Consider the following 21,739-nt stretch of genomic DNA (forward strand, 5'->3'; position numbering starts at 1 on the left):
ATGGCGGTGTTTTATTGGACACTGCGCGCGTTGCTCAGCCATTGGCGGCGCCACCCGGTGCAGTTTTTCAGTGTGCTCACCGGCTTGTGGCTGGCCACCGCACTCTTGACCGGCGTGCAGGCCCTCAACAGTCAGGCGCGCGACAGCTATGCCCGCGCCAGCCAGTTGATCGGCGGCGAACCCCAAGCCAGTCTCAGTGCGCCGGACGCTGCCAGTTTCCCGCAAACGCTGTTTGCCGAACTGCGCCGCGCGGGTTGGCCGGTGTCGCCGGTGGTGCAGGGGCGGTTGCAGCTCAAGGGGCATGAGGACGTACGCCTGCAATTGATGGGCCTCGACCCGCTGTCGTTGCCCGGCAGCGGCGCGGTAGCGGGGCAGCGCTTGAGCCAGGCGCAGATGCTCGCCTTCTTTGACCCTCCGGGGCGTACCTGGATCGCGCCCCAAACCTTGCAGGCCCTGGGGCTGCACGAAGGGCAGCAACCCCTGGCGCTGAACGGGCAACGCCTGCCGCCGCTGCAAGCCCAGCCGGACATGGCGCCCGGGCTGTTACTGACCGATATCGGCTTTGCTCAACCTTTGCTTGAGATGCCTGGGCAGCTGTCGCGGCTGCTGCTGGACAAGGCCTTCGCCGCCAGCCATCTCACGCCTCCCGCCGGGCTGCAACTCAGGCAGGGCGAGGACAGCAACTTGGCGCGCCTCACCGAAAGCTTCCACCTGAACCTTGATGCGCTGGGCTTCCTGTCCTTTGTGGTGGGGCTGTTCATTGTGCACGCCGCCATCGGCCTGGCCCTGGAGCAACGCCGCGGACTGCTGCGCACCTTGCGTGCCTGTGGGGTCAGTGCGCGTTTGTTGATCCTCGGGCTTGGGGTGGAATTGGGCGCGTTATCGCTGCTGGGCGGCGTGCTCGGCGTCGCCAGCGGATACCTTCTGGCCAGCCTGCTGCTGCCGGATGTGGCTGCCAGCCTGCGCGGGTTATATGGCGCCGAAGTGCCGGGACAGTTGAGCCTGAGTCCATGGTGGTGGCTGGCGGGGTTGGGCTTGAGCCTGTTGGGTGCCTTACTGGCCGGGGCCAGCAGCGTGTGGCGGGCGGCGCGCTTGCCGTTGCTGGCGCTGGCCAACGCCCAGGCCTGGCACGAGGCCCATGGTCGCTGGTTACGGCGTCAGGGCTGGGTCGCCGGAACGGCATTGCTGATCGCGCTGTTGGCGCTTTGGCTGGGCGACAGCTTGGCGGCGGGGTTTGTATTGATGGCGACCTTACTGCTCGGCGCGGCCTTGGGCTTGCCGGTATTGCTCAACGGGCTGCTCAAGGCCGTGTTGGGGCGCAGCCGTTCAGTGCTTGGCCAGTGGTTTCTTGCCGATTGCCGCCAACAACTGCCGGCTTTGAGCCTGGCACTGATGGCGCTGCTACTGGCCCTGGCCGCGAATATCGGCGCGGGCTCCATGACCTCGGGCTTTCGCCACACCTTCAATCATTGGCTGGAACAACGCCTCACTGCCGAGCTGTACCTCAACCCGCAAACCCCGGCCCAGGCGGATCAGCTCAGCACTTGGCTGGCGCACCAACCGCTGGTGCAGAGGGTGTTGCCTACCTGGCAGATCGCCGTGCAAGTGCAGGGCTGGCCAGCGGATCTGTTCGGGGTGGTCGACGATCCGACCTATCGCGAGCACTGGCCCTTGTTGGACGCTGCCGATGCACCTTGGGACCGGTTGCAGCGTGACGACACCTTGATGCTCAGCGAGCAGTTGGCGCGCAGGCTTTCAGTCAGGCTCGGGGATTCGATTGATATCCCCACGCCTCAAGGCCTCTGGTCACCCAAGGTGGTGGGGATTTACGCGGATTACGGCAATCCCAAGGGGCATATCCTGGTCAATTCCGAACACCTGCTGGCGCACTGGCCGACGCTCTCACCCGCGCGCTTCAACCTGCGCGTCGCGCCGTCTGATGTAGCGCCACTGGTGCGAGAAGTGCAGCGCGCATTTGCCCTGGACGACAGCCGCATCGTCGATCAACAGCAACTCAAGGGCTGGTCGAGCCAGGTTTTCGAACGCACCTTCGCCGCGACTGCGGCCCTCAACAGCCTGACCTTGGGCGTGGCCGGCGTAGCGCTGTTCATTAGCCTGCTGACCCAGAGCCAGAGCCGCCTCGGCCAACTCGCACCGCTGTGGGCGCTGGGCGTGACACGTCGACAATTGATGTTGCTGAACCTGGGCCAGACCTGGCTGCTGGCGGTGCTCACCCTGATGTTGGCGTTGCCGCTGGGGGTGTTGTTGGCATGGTGCCTGGACGCGGTGATCAACGTGCAGGCCTTTGGTTGGCGGCTGCCGCTGCAGGTGTTCCCGTGGCAGCTCGCACAATTGCTCGGGCTGGCGATGCTCGCCACATTGTTGGCATCGGCCTGGCCGTTGTGGCAGCTGTACCGCAGCCGTCCGGCGGATTTGCTGAGGATCTTTGCCCATGAAGATTAAGGCGTTGATGTGCGCGTTATTGCTGCTGGCGGCTTGTGACAAAGCCCCCGCGCCCCAAGAGAGCTTTGCAGGCCTGGGCAGCGATGCGGCGGACTTTGCCCAAGTGCTGCCCGGCAAGGTGTTCAGCTTTCCCGAGGACCATGGCCCCCATGACGGCTTTCGCATCGAGTGGTGGTACGTCACCGCCAATCTGAAGGACGCCCAAGGCAATGCGTTCGGCGTGCAATGGACGCTATTTCGCAACGCCTTGAAAGCCGGGCCGACCCAGGCCGGCTGGCGGGATTCGACGGTGTGGCTCGGCCATGCCGCCGTCACCTCCGCCAACCGCCATTACGCCGCCGAACGGCTGGCCCGTGGCGGCGTTGGCCAGGCCGGTGCCCAGGCAGCGCCGTTCAATGCGTGGATTGACGATTGGAACTTTGCCAGCCGTCCTGGCGCGGTCAGTGCATTGGCGGATATGCAACTCAAGGCCAGCGCAGAGCACTTCGCCTACGACTTGCGGCTGACCTCCAGCCGTCCATTGGTGTTGCAAGGTGACAACGGCTACAGCCGTAAATCCGACCAGGGCCAGGCGTCGTATTACTACAGCCAGCCGTTCTTCACCGCCAATGGCAGCGTCAGCATCGATGGCACAACCTATCAAGTCACTGGCCCGGCGTGGCTCGACCGCGAATGGAGCAGCCAACCACTGAGCGCCAGCCAGACCGGTTGGGACTGGTTCTCCCTGCACCTCGACCGGGGCGCGCAACTGATGCTGTTTCGCGTACGCCAGAAGGACGGCGGCGGTTATCTCACCGGCACCTGGATCGACGCCCAGGGACGTACAGAGACCTTGCATAACGCTGACATCCAGCTGACACCGCTGGAAACCACGGCCATCGATGGGCGCAACCTGCCGACGCGCTGGTCGCTGAAAATACCTGGCAAACAGCTGGATATCACCACTGAAGCCGTCAACCCGAACGCCTGGATGAACCTGAGCATTCCGTATTGGGAAGGGCCGGTGAGGTTTGACGGGGGCGTGGGCTACCTGGAAATGACCGGGTATTGAGGGTACTTCCGTAAGCGCTTGTCCGCGTTGACGTAGGTAACTTCCCAAATGTTATTCAGCCTTCCTCGGGTTGTGTCCGGGGTGTATCTGCTTGCTTATATTTCGACGCCATCTTCATTGCATCCCGGATGTAAGGCATGGCGCAGAGCTATCTCAACGACCGCACGATGGACTATCCGAGTGTGAAATCCCGCTTGATGGGTAGTGCTCCGAGCCGGCAGCGTTCTGATCATTTTGATGTGTTGAATCGGCACCTGCGCCATGGGCTGGTGACGCCGGGTCAGATGGTGATTATTCCCGATGCCTACAGCGTGACGTGTTCGTTGGAGGAGGCCTGGTTGATGCGCCGGGCGGAAGAAATTCACCGGCAGTTGGCGCAAGACGCGTCAGTCGGAACGGCGGTGATCAATAACTATGACTTGCTGCAGAGCTTTCTGGCGTACAGCTCGATCGGGGTGGGCAGCGTGACGTCGGCGTGGTCGCGGCATCTGGACGAGGTGGCGCATACGCTGGAGGACATTGAGCGGTTGCATCAGCGCTTTCGGGACGGTGGGTTGGACCGGCAGGCATTTTTTCGCCAGCGCCAGGTGTTGTTGTCGCTGTTGGACACCCAATTGCAAGGCGCGGCGCGCTATGGCACGGGTTTGCGGGGTAATCAGGGGTTGAAGAAGCTGCTGGGGATTTCCACGAAAAGCTATCTGAAGAAGGGTGAGATCGCCGGGTACGCGCAGCGGATTCGGGAGATCGCGCAGATGTCAAAGTGGTTGGGCAAAGGCACGTATGTGGGGTTGGCGCTGGACGTAGGCGTGGCGGGATTGGAGATCAAGGAGGCGTGTGTGACGGGGCGGGAGGCGCAGTGTCGGAGGGCGAAGTATGTGGAGACGGGGAGGTTGGTGGGGGCGGTTTCGGGGGCGGCTGTCGGGGGAAAGTATGGCGCTGCCATCGCTCATCGTGCGTGTCACATATTTTTGGGCATTTCCTTGAAGTCACAAGGTGCGCTTGCGTGCGCAGTTATCGGAGGCGCTGCGGGGGGGCACGCGGGAGGCTCTGTTCTAGGTGATGAAGGTGCGTTACTGGGTGGAAAGATTCTAGAGGTTAATGGTGAGTTGATCTTCGAGCCACAGGGAGCTTAATCGTGTCGTTTTTTCTTGCCTTTACCCTTGTGCATTTTGTTGGGATGTTTGTCGTTTTGGGGCTGATGCTGTTTGCCGAATACACAAAACTGGACAAGGTGGAGAGTTATTTCAGTCAGAACGAAAGAGTCCGCGACAATAAGCGATTCTGGAGACGAAACCAGTGGATCGACAGGCAATACCGCATGTTGTTGATGTTTGAGTACCTGTCAGACTCAGCGCGTCATGTGAAAGCAGGTGTGGTGACCGAGGCCGAACTGGCGTCTGTTCCGTTAACACTCAGGCGTTGGGTGTTGTGGCCCTATTATCTCGGCTTAATTTGGACTATTGCCACAGTCGTCTGGGTCGTTTGGCGAAGATGGTGCGACATCCCGATTGACTGAATCTCATTGGGCAGCTTGACCGCATACATAGCTGTCGGCCTACGTGGTTGACCGGGCGGCTTCAGATTAAAGGCAGAAGCGCGGCAGCCTTAGAGCCAATCGATTTTTTAGTGGACTCAGTCCAGATGTGCGATGGGGCCTGACCCCAGTGGCAGTGGGTCAGTCATAGATGTATCAACTGACACTCCCTCATCGCGGGCAAGCCCACTCCCACATTTGATCTTCATGCATCAGATAGACCTCCGGCTGGCTTAGGCTTGTTCTCTGCTTTTGATCTCAGGCGCCCCGTACGGACCAAACTGACCCTCTCTTCACTCCGGCTTTAACGCCAGTTGCAACGGCACGCGCGCCATGCTCGTGTTCGTCAACGAGCCCAGGTACAACCAGTCGCCATACTCCCGCGCCGTGGTAATCGGTGAGTAGTTGCCCGCGCTGCCATCCTGCAAGTTGGCGATGACCTTGCCGTTGGTATCCAACCCCAACACAAAGGCTTTGCGCTCGATGGGCTTGGGCACCACCATCAGTGCGCGCACCATCACTTTGCGCAGCAGCGGGTAGCCGGCGAAGCTGTCCAGCAACGGGTTGCGCGGTGAGTAGAGCGCTATCCAGAAACGGTCCCGGCCGTTGAAACTCAGGTTGTCCGGCAGGCCGGGCAGGTTGTCGATAAACAGGTCGTGGCTGCCAGTACGTTCTCCTTTGAGCCAGTAACGGCTGATGCGGTAGGCGCCAGTTTCATTCACCAGTACGTAGCTTTCGTCCGGGCCCAGGGCTACGCCGTTGGCGAATTGCAGCTGGTCGAGCAACACCTCGGTGTTGCCGTTGCTGAAGTCGTAACGCAGCAGCCGCCCATCGCCGCCATGTTCGATCACCGCTTCGCCGTCCTGCCCATAACCCCAGCGGCTCGACGCATCGCTGAAATACCCATAGCGGCCGCTGGCGTCCACGATGACGTCATTGGTAAAGCCGAAGGGCGCGCCATTGGCGCTGGTGCTCAGGGAAGTGAGTTGGCGGTTCGAGTCCAGCGCGAGCAGGCCTTTCACCCCATCGGCAATGATCAAGCGCCCATCCGGGTGCATCGCCAGTCCCAGTGGGCGACCGCCCGTATTGGCCAGTACTTCCAGGCTTTGACTGTCGGGCGATGTGCGGATGATGCGCCCGTCATGCAGGCCGCTGATGAGCAAACCCTGTGCATCCAACAGCAACGCCTCCGGCCCGGCGATGTCCTGGGCGCCGATTTTCTGTACAGCCTTGAGTCGCTGGTTTTCGGCGAAAGGGCCATCCTTCATCGATGGCGCTTTGGGCGGTGACCAGTTCACCGGTTGTACCTTGGTGGGCATCAGCAGCAGAAAGGCGACCACCGCCAGCAGCAACACAAACAGCAGATGGCGCAGTTTTTTTGGACGGGTACTCATGACGATTCCTGGTTGTCGTTGGGGTTCGGCTCCCAGTGCAGGGTGCCGAACAGGTAATCCATCAGGGGAAGGACGATATTGAAATTGCGCCCCTGCATCAGCTCGCGACGATGGTGCAAGGCATGCAGCCGGTGCATCTGGCGAATCCACGGCAGGCGCGCCACCGGATGCTCCGCAGGCAGGTGCTCGCAGGCGTGGAACACTTCGTAGAACAGGTAGCCCAGGAGCATGCACCCGGCAAACAGCCCAGCAACGTTGGGGCTCAGTTGCTTGAGCAGCCACCAGGCGGGGAGCGTGATGGCCAGGCTGTGCAGCACGATCAACCAGGCCGGGAACAGGATCACCCGCCAGTCCCGTGGGCTGTCGTAAGTCATGTGGCCAGGGGTGAAGAAACTGTGGTGGTCACCGGTATGGCGTGCGTAGAACAAGCGCGCAAAGGCGTGTTTGTGATGGCCGAGATGGCGGTGCACGAGGTAGATGCAGAGGTTGAAGAACAGCAGGGTCAACGGCACGGTCAGCCATTGCAGCGCTGTGATCTGCTCAGTGGTGGACCAGGCCAGGGTGATGCAGGCGATGCCGTAACCCAGTACAAAAAAACCATGAAGCCAGGGGTTGTAGCGAGCGGAAACCGCGGCGCGGTAGCGGGCACGGAAAGCCTCGGTAGCGTCGGGCATGGTCGGGACTCATATTATTTTTGGGTGGTGACTGAGCTTAGTCCGCCTTCGCGATTGTGCGAGTCCATAGTCCGTTTCACATCAGCGGATCCCAGCGTTGCGACCAGTCACCTTCGGCCTTGACCACGTCGCGCAATAACTCAAGGGCCTGCTGCAACACCGCCGAATCCCGCGCCCGCGAATACACCAGGTAGGTCGGGAAACTGAACTCCGGCGCCTTGGCCACACGCTGCATCACACCGCTGTCCAGGTAGCTTTGCACCACCCGCGTGCGGAAATACCCGGCGCCGCCGTTTTCGAGGATGTACTGCAAGGCCAAAGGCCCGAGGTTGAAGCTCACCGCAGCGCGGGCCTTGTCGGGCAGGGCCGCGTCATGTTGCTGGCGAAAGCCCGGGCCCCAGTCGATGTAAACGTACGGCGCCGGCTTGCTGACCAATTGCACCAGGATCAGTTTTTCTTCCAGCACCTGCTCCACCTGCAACCCCGGCCAGTACTGCGGCTGGAACACCAACGCAGCGTCGAGCACTCCCAGTTCCAGTTGGCGCAACAGGTATTCGCCTTCACGCACTTCGGTGCGCAATGCGTGGCCGGGAATATGCTCGCGCAGCGCCTGGGCCCAGCCGAGCATCAGCGGGTTGCACAGGCTGACCTCTCCGCCGATATGCAGCACATTGCGATAGCCATCGGGCAACGGCAGGTCGCGGCGCGCGGCTTCCCAGGTTTGCAGCAACTGGTTGGCGTAAACCACGAAGGCCTCGCCGTCAGCGGTCAGACGTGCACCCGCGCGGTTGCGGATGAACAGCGTACTGCCCAGTTGGCTTTCCAGGCTTTTGACCCGTGCGGTGATGGCGGTCTGGGTGACGTGCAGTTTCTCGGCCGCCGCTGCGAGGCTGCCGCAGCGGGTGATTTCGAGGAAGGTGCGTGCCAGTTCGATGTCCATGAAAACCCCTGGGGATGAATGGGGGGCATTGTAGAACTGATCACTGAAGAGGGGGGCGTGGAATGCAATTCAACGGTGGACCTGCTCCCTGGCAAGCCCGTCAAGACAGCGAGTGGAGGGCGGCGGCTGTTTGCCAAGGGCCAGGAAATCGCCCACCCATCGGCTGATACACCCTCCGCCGTCCGGTTTGGCGGGCTCCCTGAGGCGCAGGTGTGTGACTTGAAAAGCGTCTGCCGTGCCCTGTTCAGCGTTGACCAGCACCATGCGTGCGACGCGTTCGGGAAACTGCACCGCGTAACGGCTGCCCAGGCGGGTTGCGTGGCCGTTACCCAAAAAATGCAATCGTGGGTCGCCCAGTTGTGCGCGTACATACTCCATGTCCTGAACTGCCTGTTCGACGTCATGGGCCTGAGTGAGTTCGCGAGGGCTGAGTTCAATCACATCGTAGCGGTTGAGCAGAGTGCGGTAGGCCTGTGTGTAGTAGGTCTCCCAACGGCTGACGAGGTGAATGCTGAACGTACTTGCGCTGTTTTCCTGCAGTGTGTCACCGGGTTGGACGAATACCACACCTTCACGACTCAGTGGCTCACGGGCGCCGACACGGGTCAGGTACAGGCGTTGAGTGCCTTCCCCGGGGGCCGCGTGGTTACGCGGTACTGTCACGACGCCGCACTGGGTGCGCGCCAGCACCTCAGGGGCCATCTGTTCGTCTGTGGGGAGGGTGCAATCGAGCAGCCAATCGATGGCGGTGGGCTTGATCAGTGACTCTGCCTGGACAAGATGAGTGACCAGCCAGAGACAGCCGCATGCGAGGTGTTTTGCAACATTCATCAGGAGGTCCCGGGCAGCCGTGTGGAAGCGGCTTTTTACCAAGGATCCTGAGGTGACGAATGTAGGGGCGTGAGACGACTGGTGTACGAAACAAGAGTTTCGTTTATCAGATATTAGTCTTCCAACCGCCACCCAATGCCTTGTACAGCGCGATGCTGGCCTGCAGGCGTGACAGTCGCAATTGCACGTTCAAGTCCTGGGCAGCATAAAGCGTGCGCTGGGTTTCCAGTACCGTAAGCAGGTCCTCGGCGCCCGCCTGGTAGCGGCTTTCAGCAATCTGGAAGGCGGTCTGGGCCTGCTGCAATTCTTCCGTTTGCCATTGGCGCTGCTGGTCCAGGCGCGTGATGCTGCTGAGGGCTTTTTCCACATCGGCAAAACCGTTGATGATCGCACCGCGATAGGCGTACAGCAGCTCATCTTGGCGCGCTCGGGCCTTGTCGCGTTCGGCGCTTAAACGGCCGTTGTTGAAGATCGGCCCTGCCAGTCCGGCAGTCAGCGTGTAATACGGGCTGCGCAGAATGTCCACGGCCTTGTAGGCGTCGGAGCCCAGTGTGGCGCCGAGGGTCAAGGCTGGCAGCATCGCGGCGCGCGCCACGGTGACGTCCGCTTGCGCGGCGGCCAGTTGGGCCTCTGCCTTGGCAATATCGGGGCGGCGGCTGAGCAACTGGCTGGGCATGCCGGTGCCGATGGTTGGCCAGGTCAGGGCCTGGAAGGGCTCGGCGCCCAGGTCCAGGGTTTGAATCGGCTGGCCAAGGAGGGCCGCGAGGGTGATCTGGGATTCTTCGGCCAGTTGCTGAATCAATGGCAGTTGGCGTCGCTGGCTGGCGACCAGGCTTTTCTGTTGGGCCAGTTCCAGCGCCGTGGCGGAGCCCGCGTCGTAGCGGGTTTGCACCAGGTCGAGCACGTTGCGTGCATTGGCCAGGTTCAGCTCGGCGATCTGCTGGCGCTGACGTGCGGCCAGGGTTTGCGCGTAGCGGTCGGCCACGTTGCTGAGCAAGGTCAGTTCCACGGTGGCCTGATCGAACTCACTGGCCCGCAGGCCCTGCAGGGCGCTGTCTCGGGCGGCGGCGCGGCCGCCCCAGAAATCCACTTCATAACTGGCCGTCAAGCTGGCGCCAAAATTGTCGACCGCGTCGTCGCTCTGCGAGACGTCCAGGTCTGGTCCGCCCTGGCCGTGCAGCAGCTTCTGGTGGCTGGTGGCGAGGTCGAACTTCACCTCGGGTAGCAACGGCGCCCCGGCGATCACTGCACTGGCCTGGGCCTGCCGCACACGGGCCATGGCGGCGGCCACGTCGACACTGTCACGCCGGGCCTGTTCGACCAGCCGGTTCAACTGCGGGCTGCCGAATTGCGTCCACCAGTGCTGGTTGGTGCTCTGGGCCGCGTCGCGCTCGGCGAACTGCCAGGCGGCCGGCGGCGCAATACCGCTGTCCACCGCGGGTGGATCGCCGGCGCAGGCATTGAGCAGCAGGCACAGGCTGATCAGGGACAGCTGCGAGGGGATGGATCGTTTATTCACTGGTCAACGCCTTAACCGGATCGAGCCGGGCAGCTTTACGGGCCGGCATAAAGCCGAATACGACGCCGGTGACCAGCGCACAACCAAATGCGCCAAGCACCGCCACCAGGGAAAACTGCACCGCCACCTTGGCTAGCACTAATACGCCGCCCACCAGCAGGGCCAGGGCAATGCCGCACAAGCCGCCGACCACCGAGAGCATGACCGCCTCGGTAAGGAACTGGCGCAGGATGTCGCGTTGGCGCGCACCGGTAGCCATGCGGATGCCGATTTCGCGGGTCCGCTCGCGCACGGTCATCAGCATGATGTTCATCACGCCAATACCGCCCACCAGCAAGGAAATCGCGGCAATTGAGCCCAGCATCAGCGACAGGGTGTTCTGGGTACGGGCCTCGGCCTGGATCATTGCGGCGTTGTTGGTCAACTCGTAGTCGGGTTTGCCGTTGTGCAGCTTCTGCATAAGTTGGTCGATGGCCACTTCGGCTTCGTGGACCCTGCCTGCATCGGCGGCGGCAATCACCACGTATTCGGGGTCGTAGCTGCCAAACAAACGCACGCTGGCGGCGGTGTAGGGGATGGCGATACGGTCGTCGCTGTCCTTATCGCCGGAGGCGGCGCCTTTTTCCGCCAGCACGCCGATCACCTGGAAGGGCACGTTCTCGATCAGGATGTATTGTCCGATCGGATTGACCTGGCCCTTGAACAGCTTTTCGCGGATACGGTGGCCGATCACCGCGACCGTAGCCCCGCTGCGCTCGTCGGCGGTGGTGAAGTAGCTGCCCTCGACCACCGGCCAATTGAAGATATCCGGGAAGTTGGTGTCGTTGCCGCCCACGTACGCCATGTAGTCGACGTTGCCATAGCGCACGCCTGCTTTGCTGCCGTTGACCGGCATGATGCGCTTGACCTGGGGCAACGCACCCAGTGCCTCGACGTCATTGAGGGTGATGACGCCCAGTGGCGTGCGTGGGTTGGGTGATGCACCGCTCAAATAAAGAATGTTGGAGCCGAACGCGCCCATCTGCGCCATGACCTGGCGCTTGCTGCCTTCGCCGACCGCCAGCATCACCACCACCGACGCCACGCCGATGATGATCCCCAGCAGGGTCAATGCGGTGCGAAAACGGTTGATCCACATCACCCGCCAGGCGGCTTGTACCGCGTCCACCAATTCGGCTTTCCACGCGCCGTTATGCTCCGCACCGTCGACCAGGCGTTGACGCAGGTCCACGGCTTGCAACGCGCCGCTGGCGGCTGTTGGGGCTGTTTCACTGTCATCGGCCGAGTCGCTGATGATCAGGCCATCGCGAATCTCGATGATACGGTTGGCCCGCGCGGCGACTTCGCGGTCGTGAGTGATCAGGATCACCACGTGGCCCTGGCTGGCCAGTTCGTCGAGCAGGGTCATCACCTCGGCGCCGCTATGGCTGTCGAGGGCACCGGTGGGTTCGTCGGCGAGAATGATATGGCCGCCGTTCATCAGTGCGCGGGCAATGGACACCCGCTGCTGCTGACCGCCGGACAGTTGATGTGGACGGTTACCGGTACGCTCGGCCAGGCCCAGACGCGTCAGCAGGGCGTTGGCTCGGGCATGGCGTTCGGACGCGCTGATACCGGCGTAGATCGCCGGCATCTCGACGTTCTCCTGGGCCGTGCCTGAAGGAATCAGGTGGTAGCCCTGGAACACAAAACCAAAGGCCTCGCGGCGTAGCCAGGCCAATTCATCACTGTCCAGGTGGGCGACGTTTTCCCCGGCAAACAGGTAGTCCCCGACCGAGGGCCGATCGAGGCAGCCGAGGATGTTCATCAGCGTGGACTTGCCGGAGCCGGACGCGCCGACGATGGCGACGAATTCCCCGGCATGGATCGACAGGTCGATGCCGCGCAACACGTCCACCTGTGGGCTGTCGCCACCGCCGTAGGACTTGCGGATGTTCTTGAGTTCGATCAGAGGCGTGGTCAACTCAACCCCCGCTGCCAGCAGCCGGGCCGATCAACAGGTGGTCGCCTTCATTCAGTCCACCGAGTACCTGCACCCGCAGGCGATCACTGATGCCCAGTTGCACCTCGCGCTCCTCGATGCGGCCGTTCTCCGTGACAACACGGGCGATCTGTTTGTCGGCGCTGTGGCTGCCCAGCAGGGCGGCGACCGGCGCGGTCAGGGCGTCCTTGACCTGGCTGGCGACAAAAAACACTTGGGTGGTCATTTCGGCCATCAACGCGTTATCGCCGTTGTCGACATCCAGCAGCACGGTGTACAGCACCACGCGGCCGGTGCCGCTTTTTCCGGAGCTATTAGGGCTGCCGCTGCCCTGGGTTTCGTTCAAGGGCTGGGGTGGAATCGGCAAGATCTGGCGTACGGTGCTGGTCCAGCGCCGGTTGCCGCCGCTCAGGGTGGTGAAGTACGCCGTCATGCCGGGTTTCACATGGCCGATGTCGGCCTCCGAGACTTCGGCCCACACGGTCATCGGCGACAACTTTGCGATGCGCAGGATCAACGGCGTCTGCTGCTGGGCATTGAGGGTCTGGCCGACCCGCGCGTCCACGGCAACCACCGTGCCGGTCATTGGCGCGTAGATACGCGTATAGCCCAACTCCGCTTCATCGCTGCGCAGGCTGGCCTGAGCCTGGAGGATCTGCGCCTGGAACATATTGACCCGGGCCTGGGTGGCGCTCAGTTCCGCCTTGGCGGTCTGCACATCCTCTTCGCGGGTGGCGTTGCCGGCGACCAGACGCTGCTGGCGCTGGTACTTCTGCCGCGCCAGTTCGTGCTGGGCCTTCTGCTCCTGCAACTGTGCCTTGAGGTTTTCGATGGCGTAGCGGCTGGCATCGAGCTTGGCTTTTTGCGTCGAGGGGTCGATCTCTACCAGCAATTGGCCTTCCTGCACCTGGTCGCCGGCTTCAACGTGGATCTTGCGAATCTGCCCGGAAGCCTGGGCGCCCACGTCCACGTAACGACGTGGTTGCAGGGTGCCCAAAGCGGTCACGCTGTTTTCGATATCGCCGCGAGTCACGGTGACGGTGGTCAGCGTGTCGCGGCCGGTCGGCAGTACTTGCCAGGCGGCGACCGCGATGACGGGAATCAGGCACGCCACAACTAGCAGGGCGCGTCGGGCAGGTCGAGGGCGTTTCATGCTTAGGTTCCAGCCAGGAAAGTTCGGAGCGCAGTTGCGCAGAGCTGACAGTTAAACGAGAGAAACGCGTGGGGATTTAGGCTGTTACACACTGTGTAACAGGTCGTTTGCGTAAAAAAAACGACCGGTGGCGCAAGACTTGTTTAAAAGTAGATGAGAATTACTATAAATTGCACGCACCCAAACTGCCATTACGCTATGGGTTGTCATTTTCAGGTACTCAAGGAACGGATATCGCCTTTCTGTGGCGGTCGGGAGTCATGTTGGAAAACTACTATCGCGAGCTGGTGTGTTTCCTCAACGCCAAGCTGGGCAACCGTCAGGTGGCCGAAGATGTGGTGCATGACGCCTACGTTCGGGTACTTGAGCGTTCCAGCGCTATCCCCATCGACCAGCCCCGCGCGTTTTTATACCGCACGGCGCTGAACCTGGTGATCGACGGGCATCGGCGCAACGTACTGCGCCAGCACGAGCCGCTGGAAATACTCGACAGCGAAGAACGCTTCTCCCCCAGTTCCCCCCACGCCAGCCACGACCAAGGCCAACGCCTGGAGCTGCTTGATCGTGCCCTGGCCGAGTTGCCGAAAGCCTGCCGCGACAGCTTCCTGCTGCGCAAACTCGACGGGCTGACCCACCTGCAGATTGCCGAGCGCCTGGGTATTTCCCGCGCCCTGGTGGAAAAACATATCGTCAACGCCATGAAGCACTGTCGGGTGCGGATGCGCGAGTGGGAAGGGCACTGATCGCTGATCAGGTAAATTTTATTTCACTGTCCTCGTTTCCTATCAACACATGACCTGTTGTGCAGGTCTTGAAGGTATTCCTGCCCCATCGCCAAGGGGCTTATCCAGAGGACACTGGAATGACACAGGCAATTGCTTCGCCCGCGGTTCACGACCTTATCGGTATCGGTTTCGGCCCATCGAACCTGGCGCTGGCCATCGCTCTGCAGGAACGAGAGAAAACCCAGGGCAAGCTGGACGCGCTGTTTCTCGACAAGCAGGCCGACTACCGCTGGCATGGCAATACCCTGGTGACCCAGAGTGAACTGCAGATTTCGTTCCTCAAGGACCTGGTGACCCTGCGCAACCCCACCAGCCCGTACTCCTTCGTCAATTACCTGAAAGCCCACGACCGCCTGGTGGACTTCATCAATCTGGGCACCTTTTACCCGTGCCGCATGGAGTACAACGACTACCTGCGCTGGGTCGCAGCGCAATTCCAGAACCAGGGCCGTTATGGCGAGGAAGTACTGGCCATCGAGCCGATCCTGCATCAGCAGCAGGTCGAGGCCCTGCGCGTGATTTCCCGCGATGCCCACGGTGAGCAGCACGTGCGCACGACGCGCTCGGTGGTGGTCAGCGCCGGTGGCACGCCACGGGTGCCTGCGGCGTTCAAAGGGCTCAAGGATGACAACCGCGTATTTCATCACTCCCAGTACCTGGCCCGCGTTGCGCAGCAACCCTGTGTGGACGGCAAGGCGATGCGCATCGCGATCATTGGCGGTGGCCAGAGCGCGGCTGAAGCCTTCATCGACCTCAATGACAGCTATCCGTCGGTGCAGGTCGACATGATCCTGCGCGGTTCGGCGCTAAAGCCGGCCGATGACAGCCCGTTCGTCAATGAGGTGTTCTCGCCGGCCTTCACCGACCTGGTGTTCCAACAAGTGGGGGCCGAGCGCGAGCGTTTGGTCGCGGAGTACCAGAACACCAACTATTCGGTGGTCGATCTGGACCTGATCGAGCGTATCTACGGGATTCTCTACCGCCAGAAAGTCTCCGGCATCGCCCGTCACGCGTTCCGCACCATGACCGTGGTGGAAAAAGCGGTGGCCGGCCCGATGGGTATTGAGTTGACCCTGCGCAACAATGCCAACGGTGACATCACCGTCAATCATTACGATGCGGTGGTGCTGGCGACCGGCTACGAGCGTCAGATGCACCGCGAACTGCTGGCGCCTCTGGAAGCGTATATGGGTGATTTCGAAGTGGCTCGTGACTACCGCATCGTGACCGACGATCGCTGCAAGGCGGGTATCTATATCCAGGGCTTCAGCCAGGCCAGCCATGGTTTGAGCGACACATTGCTGTCGATTCTGCCGATTCGCGCGGATGAAATTGCCGCGTCGTTGTATGAATACGACCGCAGCCGAGGCAAGGCGCGTTCGGTGCAGGACCTGCTGTTGGCCACCGCCAGCTGACAGACTGCACTTGTGACCCGGAGGGCTGCCTGATACTGTACAAAAAACCAGTATTGGTAGCCTTCCATGCAGTTGATCGAAAAACTCAGCATCCTCGCCGACGCCGCCAAGTACGACGCTTCGTGTGCCAGCAGTGGCGCACCCAAGCGCAGTTCGGAGGGCAAGGCGGGGCTGGGTTCAACCGATGGCATGGGCATCTGCCACAGCTATACGCCCGACGGCCGTTGCGTGTCGTTGCTCAAGGTGCTGCTTACCAACTTCTGTCTCTACGACTGCCAATACTGCGTCAACCGCCGCTCCAGCGACGTGCCCCGCGCGCGTTTCAGCCCGGAGGAGGTGGTCACCCTGACCCTCGATTTCTACAAGCGCAACTGCGTCAGCGGGCTGTTTCTCAGCTCCGGCATCATTCGTTCGGCCGACTACACCATGGAGCAGCTGGTACGGGTGGCGAAGCTATTGCGTGAAGAGCATGACTTCCGCGGCTATATCCACCTCAAGACCATTCCCGACGCCGACCCTGCGCTTATCGCCGAAGCCGGGCGCTACGCCGACCGGCTGAGCGTGAACATCGAACTGCCCACCGAGGCCAGCCTGAACACCCTGGCGCCGGAAAAACAAATCGTCACCATCAAGCAGGCCATGCAGACCATCTACACCGGCGAACAGACCGTGTTCAACGAACCTCGCGCCCCGCGTTTCGCCCCGGCTGGGCAGAGCACGCAGATGATCGTCGGCGCCGACGATACCGATGACAGCACCATCCTTCACGGCGCCGAGGCGCTGTATGGCAACTTCAAGCTGCGCCGCGTGTATTACTCGGCGTTCAGCCCCATCCCCAACAGCCCGAAAAGCGTGCCCCTGGCTGCGCCGCCTTTGATGCGTGAGCACCGTCTGTACCAGGCGGATTTCCTGCTGCGCAGCTATGGCTTCAGCGCCAATGAATTGTTCGAAGGCCCCGGCCATCTGGCGTTGGATATCGACCCCAAGCTGGCTTGGGCCCTGGAGCATCGTGAGGTGTTTCCCCTTGATCTGAACCGCGCCGAACCCACGCTTATTGCGCGCATCCCAGGTATCGGCCTGCGCACCACCCAACGCCTGGTGGACCTGCGCCGTGAACGCAAGATTCGCTTCGAAGACCTGGCCCGCATGCGCTGCGTGCTGGCCAAGGCCAAGCCGTTTTTCATCACCAGCGACTACCACCCGCAACAGGCTGACAGCACCAGCGTGCTGCTGCGCGAACAACTGCGCGATCGTCCGCAACCGCAACAGATGGGGTTGTGGGGATGATCAGCCTGGAATGCGACAACCTGTTCAGCACCTGGCGCGAACAGGCGCGCTGGTTGCTCAGCCATCAGGTCGACCCCAGCCAGGTGAGCTGGGGTGAGGCCGAAGTGGCGGATTTGTTCGCCACTGACGAGGCGATTCCTGAAGGGCTCGGTCCGTTTCAGGCGCGTATTCCCAAGGCGCTGATCGAGCTGCTGGAGTCTGCGGCCTGCTATCACGGCGACCAGCGTTGGAGCCTGCTGTATGAGGTGCTGTGGCGGGTCAGCCATGGCGACCGCACGGCGATGCTGGCGGGCGACAAGCTGGGCAGCGAATTGCAGCGGCGCATCAAACAGGTCAGCCGTGAAGCCCATCACCTGCATGCGTTTGTGCGGTTCATCGCGTTACCGGCAGAGGCGGGGCCTGAACTGCCGGAGTATGTGGCCTGGCATGAGCCGGCCCATGACATCTTGAAATCGGCCAGCCAGCACTTTGTCGGGCGTATGGGGCGTCATCGTTGGATGATCGCTACGCCGTTGGATGGGGTGTATTACGACGGTGAACAGCTGATTCATCAGCGCGAGTGCCCCGAGGCGTGGCAGCAATTGGCGCAGAATGTCGAAGACCCGCACAGCGCTATGTGGCTGACTTACTACAGCCATATTTTCAATCCGGCGCGGTTGAATCCCAAGGTAATGGAAGGGCACTTGCCCAGCCGGTTCTGGAAGAATCTGCCGGAGGGCAAGTTGATACCGGGGTTGATCAGCGAGGCGCGCACGGGCAAGCAAAAGGATGGGCAGGCGAAGCTGGTGGCGGCGCGCCAAGGTAAGAAAATCTTAAGCGGGCATGGTTAAAAATGTTGGAGGGGCGGTGCGACGATTCGACTTGCCCCTCCCACATTCGATCCTCATTGGTTTGGCGAGTGGGGCTCAGGCCAGTTCGATGGCGGTATTTTTCACTACCGCCAACTCCGGATGCGCCACCAACTTATCAATGTGCAACTCATCATTGTTCAGCCAGATCTCCGATACCACCCGGTAATGCTCCATGTCCCGACAGCGCATGCGCAGACTGTAGTCAAACGGCCCGCTGATCAACTGGCATTCGAACACCTGGGGGCAGGCTTTGATGCAAGCTTCGAAGGCCTTTTGCGCCGAGCGCCCGCTTTGGTTGGACAAGGCCACCAGCACCAGCAACGACAGCCCTGGCGAGACCATCTGCACGTCGATGATCGCCCCATACCCACGGATCACTCCACGGCGCTCCAGCTTGCGCACCCGCTCCAGGCAAGGCCTGGGGGTAAGGTGCACCAGTGACGAGAGCTTTTCATAGGTGATCCGCCCCTGATGGCGCAGTACTTCGATGATTGCCTCATCGATGCGATCCAGCGCGGGGGAGGTATGGGGTCCGTTGGCCTTGGTATCCATGGGTTTCACTTCAAACGGTTGGAAAGAAATTGCTGCAAGCGCTCGCTTTTGGGGTGGTCGAGGATCTCGGCGCTGCCTTGTTCCTCGACCCGTCCCTGGTGCAAGAACAGCACTTGGCTGGACACCTGGCGGGCAAAGCCCATCTCGTGGGTGACCATCAGCATGGTACGACCTTCCTCGGCCAACGTCTGTATGACTTTGAGGACTTCTCCTACAAGTTCTGGGTCCAGTGCGGACGTCGGCTCATCGAACAGAATGATTTCCGGCTCCATCGCTAAGGCCCGTGCAATCGCCACGCGCTGTTGCTGGCCGCCGGACAGGAACGCCGGGTATTGATCTGCCACGCGGCCTGGCAGGCCGACCTTGTCCAGGTACATCCGTGCGCGTTTTTCCGCCTCCGCCGCACTTACGCCCAGCACCCGGCGCGGCGCCATGGTGATGTTTTCCAGCACGGTCATGTGGCTCCACAGGTTGAAGTGCTGGAACACCATGGCCAGGCGCGTGCGCAGGTTCTGCAATTGCGCCTGATCCGGGGCACGGGTGCCGGCACGCCCTTGCTGCATTTCTATGCTGATGCCGTCCAGGGTGATGACTCCAGCGTCGGGCTGCTCCAGAAAGTTGATGCAACGCAGCATGGTGCTTTTGCCGGAGCCGCTGGCGCCGATCAGGCTGATCACATCGCCTTGGCGCGCGTTAAGGGAAACACCCTTGAGCACTTCGTGCTCGCCGTAGCGTTTATGAATGCCTTCGACTTGCAGCTTGATGGCAGCAGTTGCAGCCTTGGTAGCGGGTGCATCGACAGGATAAGTGGCCAGGGCCTGCGCGGACTGATTCATGGGTTAGCCTCGGGTAGGAATAAGAAAACGCATCCAGCGACGTTCGGCCAGTCGAAACAGGCCCACCAGTGCAAAGGACAGCAACATGTACAGCAGGGCAGCGATGCCGAAGGCCTGGAACGTCAGGAACGTCTCGGCATTGGCGTCGCGGGCCACTTTGAGGATATCGGCGACGGTGGCGGTGAACGCCAGCGAGGTGGCGTGCAACATCAGGATCATTTCATTGCTGTAGGCCGGCAACGCGCGGCGCAGCGCGGCGGGCACCACCACAAACAGATTCAAGCGCCAGCCGTGCAGACCGTACGCGCGGGCGGCTTCGATCTCGCCATGGGGGATATTGCGAATCGCCCCGGCGAAGATCTCCACGGTGTAGGCGCAGGTGTTCAAAACAAACGCCAGCAGGGTGCAGTTCAGCGCATTGCGGAAAAACTGGTTGAGCAGGGCGTTGTCCTGCACCACTTCAAGGCTGTAGAGCCCGGTGTAGCAAATCAGCAGTTGGATATACAGCGGCGTGCCGCGAAACAAGTAGGTGTAGACCTCCACCGGCCAGCGCAGCCAGAAGTGCTCCGAGACCCGCGCCAGTGCCAGGGGAATCGACAGAATGAAGCCCAGCACCACCGAGATGATGAACAGCCACAGGGTCATGGCCACGCCGGAAAGGCCCGAGCCATCACTGAACAGGTAGGCCAGGCCGTATTGCTGGAACAATTCGATCATCGCGCCATCCCCTTGATGCCGAGGTTATAGCGCCGCTCGAGGCGCTTGAAGATGCGGTTGGAGAGGGTGGTGATCACCAGGTAGACCAGGCCGGCAAGGATCAGGAAGTACAGCGGCTCGTTGGTGGTCTTGCCGGCGTTTTGCGCGGCTTTGACTAGGTCCGACAGGCCGATGATCGACACCAGCGCCGTGGACTTGAGCAGTACCAGCCAGTTATTGCCCAGGCCTGGCAGAGCGAAGCGCATCAACTGCGGAAACAGCACCAGATGAAACCGCTGCCAGCGACTCAGGCCATAGGCGGTGGCAGCTTCCAGTTGGCCGACCGGCACACTGAGGATTGCGCCACGGAAGTTCTCGGTGAAATACGCGCCGTAGATAAACCCCAGTGTGATCACGCCGGCGGTAAACGGGTCGATTTCAAAATAATCCCAGCCGACGCGTTCGGTCAGGTCGTTGAGCCACAGTTGCAGGCTGTAGAAAATCAGCAGGATCAGCACCAGGTCCGGCACGCTACGGATCAACGTGGTGTACAGCGTGGCCGGCACCCGCAGCCATTTGGCGCTGGACAGCTTGGCGCCCGCGGCGAGCAGGCCGAGGGTGAGGCTCAAGGCCAGCGCGAGGAACGCCAGCTTGAGCGTCATCCAGGCACCCTGGGCCAGCATGGGGCCGTAGCCTTGCAGGTTGAGGAGTTCGTTCATGGGGGGAATCTCTAAAGGGCGCAGACATACCCCTGTGGGGGGGGCTTTTGTGGAAGGGGGCTTGCTCCCGATGAGGGTGTGTCAGTTGATGCAGTTGTGACTGACCCACCGCTATCGGGAGCAAGCCCCCTCCCACACAAATCTTTTCCCACAGGGATTGTGTTGGCTTATTCGTTGTAGATGTCCTGATCGCCGAAGTACTTCTTCTGGATCTGCGCGTAGGTGCCATCGGCCTGGACGGCGGCGATGCCCTTGTTGATCAGCGCACGCAATTCCTGGTCGTTCTTGCGCAACCCCATGGCGATATCCAGCGGCAGGGTCGGGTCCTTGAAGGCCGGGCCGGTCTTGAAGTCGGCGCCTTCAGGTTTGGACAGGAAGTTGAGCTGGGCTTCGAGTTTGTCGGTGAGGGTGGCGTCGAGGCGGCCGTTTTGCAGGTCGGCGTAGTTCTGTTCCTGGGACTGGTAGGCCTTGACCTGAGCCCCGAGCTTAGCCAGGTGCGCACGGGCATAGGCTTCCTGCAACGAGCCTTGCAGTACGCCGACCTGCTTGCCTTTCAACGATTCAGGCGTGTCGCCGAAGTCGGCGCTTTTGCGGGTGATCACCGAGGTTGGGCTGAGGAACAGCCGGTCGCTGAAGTCGATGACTTTTTCACGGGCCGGCGTCACGGCCATGGACGACATGATGGCGTCGAATTTGCGCGCGCGCAGCGCCGGGATCATGCCGTCGAATTCGTTGTGCACCCAGGTGCATTTGACGTCGAGCTTGGCGCAGATGGCATTGCCCAATTCGATATCGAAGCCTTGCAGGCTGCCGTCAGCGGCCACGGATTCAAAGGGTGGGTATTCGGGGAATACGCCGAAGCGGATTTCTTTCCAGTCCTGGGCGTGGGCGGCGCTGGCGCACAATGGAAACAGCAACGCAGCGAAAAGTGATCGCAGTGGAATCATGTGTCAGTCCCTATATTTTGTAATTGATGTCAGGGCAGTAAAAAGGGTGCGGCTTGCATTCATTCGGTGACTCTTCGGTCGGGCTCAGAATGCTTGATGGTGGTGCTTTTT

At 61.4% G+C, this 21,739-nt stretch carries 20 protein-coding genes; 8 read left to right on the forward strand and 12 right to left on the reverse strand.

Annotated elements, in window-relative coordinates:
* The 4 genes from CKW32_RS06075 to CKW32_RS06090 all read left to right on the forward strand — a co-directional run bounded on the left by CKW32_RS06075 (position 1) and on the right by CKW32_RS06090 (position 5,030).
* Positions 1 to 2,463 carry an FtsX-like permease family protein gene (locus CKW32_RS06075; protein ID WP_095185003.1) on the forward strand — a complete coding sequence of 821 codons (2,463 nt, stop codon included), beginning with the start codon at positions 1 to 3 and terminating at the stop codon, positions 2,461 to 2,463.
* Positions 2,453 to 3,514, forward strand: coding sequence for a lipocalin-like domain-containing protein (locus tag CKW32_RS06080; RefSeq protein ID WP_095184341.1), 1,062 nt, complete (start codon positions 2,453 to 2,455; stop codon positions 3,512 to 3,514). The genes CKW32_RS06075 and CKW32_RS06080 overlap by 11 nt, the downstream gene beginning before the upstream one ends.
* 137 nt (positions 3,515 to 3,651) lie before the next feature.
* Positions 3,652 to 4,647: a hypothetical protein gene (locus CKW32_RS06085; protein WP_095184342.1), complete on the forward strand. Its 996-nt coding sequence runs from the start codon at positions 3,652 to 3,654 to the stop codon at positions 4,645 to 4,647.
* A 2-nt stretch (positions 4,648 to 4,649) separates the two neighbouring features.
* A complete protein-coding gene (locus tag CKW32_RS06090; RefSeq protein ID WP_095184343.1) occupies positions 4,650 to 5,030 on the forward strand; it encodes a hypothetical protein in 381 nt (126 codons plus the stop codon).
* Between the two features lie 311 nt (positions 5,031 to 5,341).
* Here the strand turns inward: CKW32_RS06090 and CKW32_RS06095 are convergent, their stop codons facing one another.
* From CKW32_RS06095 to CKW32_RS06125, 7 genes are all read right to left on the reverse strand, one after another.
* Complete coding sequence (locus CKW32_RS06095) at positions 5,342 to 6,442, reverse strand: SMP-30/gluconolactonase/LRE family protein (protein WP_095184344.1); 1,101 nt, start codon at positions 6,440 to 6,442, stop codon at positions 5,342 to 5,344.
* Positions 6,439 to 7,116 carry a sterol desaturase family protein gene (locus CKW32_RS06100; RefSeq protein WP_095184345.1) on the reverse strand — a complete coding sequence of 226 codons (678 nt, stop codon included), beginning with the start codon at positions 7,114 to 7,116 and terminating at the stop codon, positions 6,439 to 6,441. Before CKW32_RS06100 ends, CKW32_RS06095 begins: the two co-directional genes overlap by 4 nt.
* Before the next feature lie 76 nt (positions 7,117 to 7,192).
* A complete protein-coding gene (locus CKW32_RS06105; protein ID WP_032888174.1) occupies positions 7,193 to 8,056 on the reverse strand; it encodes a LysR family transcriptional regulator in 864 nt (287 codons plus the stop codon).
* Positions 8,057 to 8,125: 69 nt separating this feature from the next.
* The gene (locus CKW32_RS06110) at positions 8,126 to 8,887 is read right to left on the reverse strand and encodes an alpha/beta fold hydrolase (protein ID WP_095184346.1); all 762 of its coding nucleotides are present in this window, start codon (positions 8,885 to 8,887) and stop codon (positions 8,126 to 8,128) included.
* Positions 8,888 to 8,993: 106 nt separating this feature from the next.
* A complete protein-coding gene (locus CKW32_RS06115; protein WP_095184347.1) occupies positions 8,994 to 10,406 on the reverse strand; it encodes an efflux transporter outer membrane subunit in 1,413 nt (470 codons plus the stop codon).
* Positions 10,399 to 12,369, reverse strand: coding sequence for a MacB family efflux pump subunit (locus CKW32_RS06120; protein WP_095184348.1), 1,971 nt, complete (start codon positions 12,367 to 12,369; stop codon positions 10,399 to 10,401). Before CKW32_RS06120 ends, CKW32_RS06115 begins: the two co-directional genes overlap by 8 nt.
* 1 nt (position 12,370) lies before the next feature.
* Positions 12,371 to 13,540 (reverse strand): efflux RND transporter periplasmic adaptor subunit, encoded by a 1,170-nt coding sequence (locus CKW32_RS06125; protein WP_032888167.1) that lies wholly within the window; start codon positions 13,538 to 13,540, stop codon positions 12,371 to 12,373.
* Between the two features lie 260 nt (positions 13,541 to 13,800).
* On the opposite strand from CKW32_RS06125, the gene CKW32_RS06130 reads away from it, so the two are divergent.
* From CKW32_RS06130 to CKW32_RS06145, 4 genes are all read left to right on the forward strand, one after another.
* The gene (locus CKW32_RS06130; RefSeq protein WP_095184349.1) at positions 13,801 to 14,283 is read left to right on the forward strand and encodes a sigma-70 family RNA polymerase sigma factor; all 483 of its coding nucleotides are present in this window, start codon (positions 13,801 to 13,803) and stop codon (positions 14,281 to 14,283) included.
* A gap of 119 nt (positions 14,284 to 14,402) precedes the next feature.
* Positions 14,403 to 15,740 (forward strand): lysine N(6)-hydroxylase/L-ornithine N(5)-oxygenase family protein, encoded by a 1,338-nt coding sequence (locus CKW32_RS06135; RefSeq protein WP_032888163.1) that lies wholly within the window; start codon positions 14,403 to 14,405, stop codon positions 15,738 to 15,740.
* 66 nt (positions 15,741 to 15,806) lie between these two features.
* Positions 15,807 to 17,027 carry a putative DNA modification/repair radical SAM protein gene (locus tag CKW32_RS06140; RefSeq protein WP_032888160.1) on the forward strand — a complete coding sequence of 407 codons (1,221 nt, stop codon included), beginning with the start codon at positions 15,807 to 15,809 and terminating at the stop codon, positions 17,025 to 17,027.
* On the forward strand, positions 17,024 to 17,857 hold the full coding sequence (locus CKW32_RS06145; RefSeq protein ID WP_032888158.1) for a TIGR03915 family putative DNA repair protein: 834 nt from the start codon (positions 17,024 to 17,026) through the stop codon (positions 17,855 to 17,857). The genes CKW32_RS06140 and CKW32_RS06145 overlap by 4 nt, the downstream gene beginning before the upstream one ends.
* A gap of 75 nt (positions 17,858 to 17,932) precedes the next feature.
* On the opposite strand, the gene CKW32_RS06150 is transcribed toward CKW32_RS06145, so the two are convergent.
* The 5 genes from CKW32_RS06150 to CKW32_RS06170 all read right to left on the reverse strand — a co-directional run bounded on the left by CKW32_RS06150 (position 17,933) and on the right by CKW32_RS06170 (position 21,628).
* Positions 17,933 to 18,430, reverse strand: a complete 498-nt coding sequence (locus tag CKW32_RS06150; RefSeq protein WP_032888155.1) for an Lrp/AsnC family transcriptional regulator — start codon at positions 18,428 to 18,430, stop codon at positions 17,933 to 17,935.
* A 5-nt stretch (positions 18,431 to 18,435) separates the two neighbouring features.
* Positions 18,436 to 19,266, reverse strand: a complete 831-nt coding sequence (locus tag CKW32_RS06155) for an ABC transporter ATP-binding protein (RefSeq protein WP_241149748.1) — start codon at positions 19,264 to 19,266, stop codon at positions 18,436 to 18,438.
* A gap of 3 nt (positions 19,267 to 19,269) precedes the next feature.
* On the reverse strand, positions 19,270 to 19,983 hold the full coding sequence (locus tag CKW32_RS06160) for an ABC transporter permease (protein WP_095184350.1): 714 nt from the start codon (positions 19,981 to 19,983) through the stop codon (positions 19,270 to 19,272).
* A complete protein-coding gene (locus CKW32_RS06165) occupies positions 19,980 to 20,681 on the reverse strand; it encodes an ABC transporter permease (RefSeq protein WP_032888150.1) in 702 nt (233 codons plus the stop codon). The genes CKW32_RS06160 and CKW32_RS06165 overlap by 4 nt, the downstream gene beginning before the upstream one ends.
* Positions 20,682 to 20,848: 167 nt before the next feature.
* Positions 20,849 to 21,628, reverse strand: a complete 780-nt coding sequence (locus CKW32_RS06170) for an ABC transporter substrate-binding protein (RefSeq protein ID WP_095184351.1) — start codon at positions 21,626 to 21,628, stop codon at positions 20,849 to 20,851.
* Positions 21,629 to 21,739: the final 111 nt, after the last annotated feature.

The sequence above is a fragment of the Pseudomonas sp. Irchel 3H9 genome (assembly GCF_900187495.1).
GTDB classification, from domain to species: Bacteria; Pseudomonadota; Gammaproteobacteria; order Pseudomonadales; family Pseudomonadaceae; genus Aquipseudomonas; species Aquipseudomonas sivasensis.

What these genes read in the sequence shown, in the direction of transcription:
- CKW32_RS06110 (WP_095184346.1), bottom strand. Translation starts at nt 8,887, where the DNA reads ATGAATGTTGCAAAACACCTCGCATGCGGCTGTCTCTGGCTGGTCACT.
- CKW32_RS06080 (WP_095184341.1), top strand. Translation starts at nt 2,453, where the DNA reads ATGAAGATTAAGGCGTTGATGTGCGCGTTATTGCTGCTGGCGGCTTGT.
- CKW32_RS06085 (WP_095184342.1), top strand. Translation starts at nt 3,652, where the DNA reads ATGGCGCAGAGCTATCTCAACGACCGCACGATGGACTATCCGAGTGTG.
- CKW32_RS06140 (WP_032888160.1), top strand. Translation starts at nt 15,807, where the DNA reads ATGCAGTTGATCGAAAAACTCAGCATCCTCGCCGACGCCGCCAAGTAC.
- CKW32_RS06105 (WP_032888174.1), bottom strand. Translation starts at nt 8,056, where the DNA reads ATGGACATCGAACTGGCACGCACCTTCCTCGAAATCACCCGCTGCGGC.
- CKW32_RS06170 (WP_095184351.1), bottom strand. Translation starts at nt 21,628, where the DNA reads ATGATTCCACTGCGATCACTTTTCGCTGCGTTGCTGTTTCCATTGTGC.
- CKW32_RS06135 (WP_032888163.1), top strand. Translation starts at nt 14,403, where the DNA reads ATGACACAGGCAATTGCTTCGCCCGCGGTTCACGACCTTATCGGTATC.
- CKW32_RS06155 (WP_241149748.1), bottom strand. Translation starts at nt 19,266, where the DNA reads ATGAATCAGTCCGCGCAGGCCCTGGCCACTTATCCTGTCGATGCACCC.
- CKW32_RS06160 (WP_095184350.1), bottom strand. Translation starts at nt 19,983, where the DNA reads ATGATCGAATTGTTCCAGCAATACGGCCTGGCCTACCTGTTCAGTGAT.
- CKW32_RS06165 (WP_032888150.1), bottom strand. Translation starts at nt 20,681, where the DNA reads ATGAACGAACTCCTCAACCTGCAAGGCTACGGCCCCATGCTGGCCCAG.
- CKW32_RS06145 (WP_032888158.1), top strand. Translation starts at nt 17,024, where the DNA reads ATGATCAGCCTGGAATGCGACAACCTGTTCAGCACCTGGCGCGAACAG.
- CKW32_RS06100 (WP_095184345.1), bottom strand. Translation starts at nt 7,116, where the DNA reads ATGCCCGACGCTACCGAGGCTTTCCGTGCCCGCTACCGCGCCGCGGTT.
- CKW32_RS06150 (WP_032888155.1), bottom strand. Translation starts at nt 18,430, where the DNA reads ATGGATACCAAGGCCAACGGACCCCATACCTCCCCCGCGCTGGATCGC.
- CKW32_RS06130 (WP_095184349.1), top strand. Translation starts at nt 13,801, where the DNA reads ATGTTGGAAAACTACTATCGCGAGCTGGTGTGTTTCCTCAACGCCAAG.
- CKW32_RS06095 (WP_095184344.1), bottom strand. Translation starts at nt 6,442, where the DNA reads ATGAGTACCCGTCCAAAAAAACTGCGCCATCTGCTGTTTGTGTTGCTG.
- CKW32_RS06125 (WP_032888167.1), bottom strand. Translation starts at nt 13,540, where the DNA reads ATGAAACGCCCTCGACCTGCCCGACGCGCCCTGCTAGTTGTGGCGTGC.
- CKW32_RS06075 (WP_095185003.1), top strand. Translation starts at nt 1, where the DNA reads ATGGCGGTGTTTTATTGGACACTGCGCGCGTTGCTCAGCCATTGGCGG.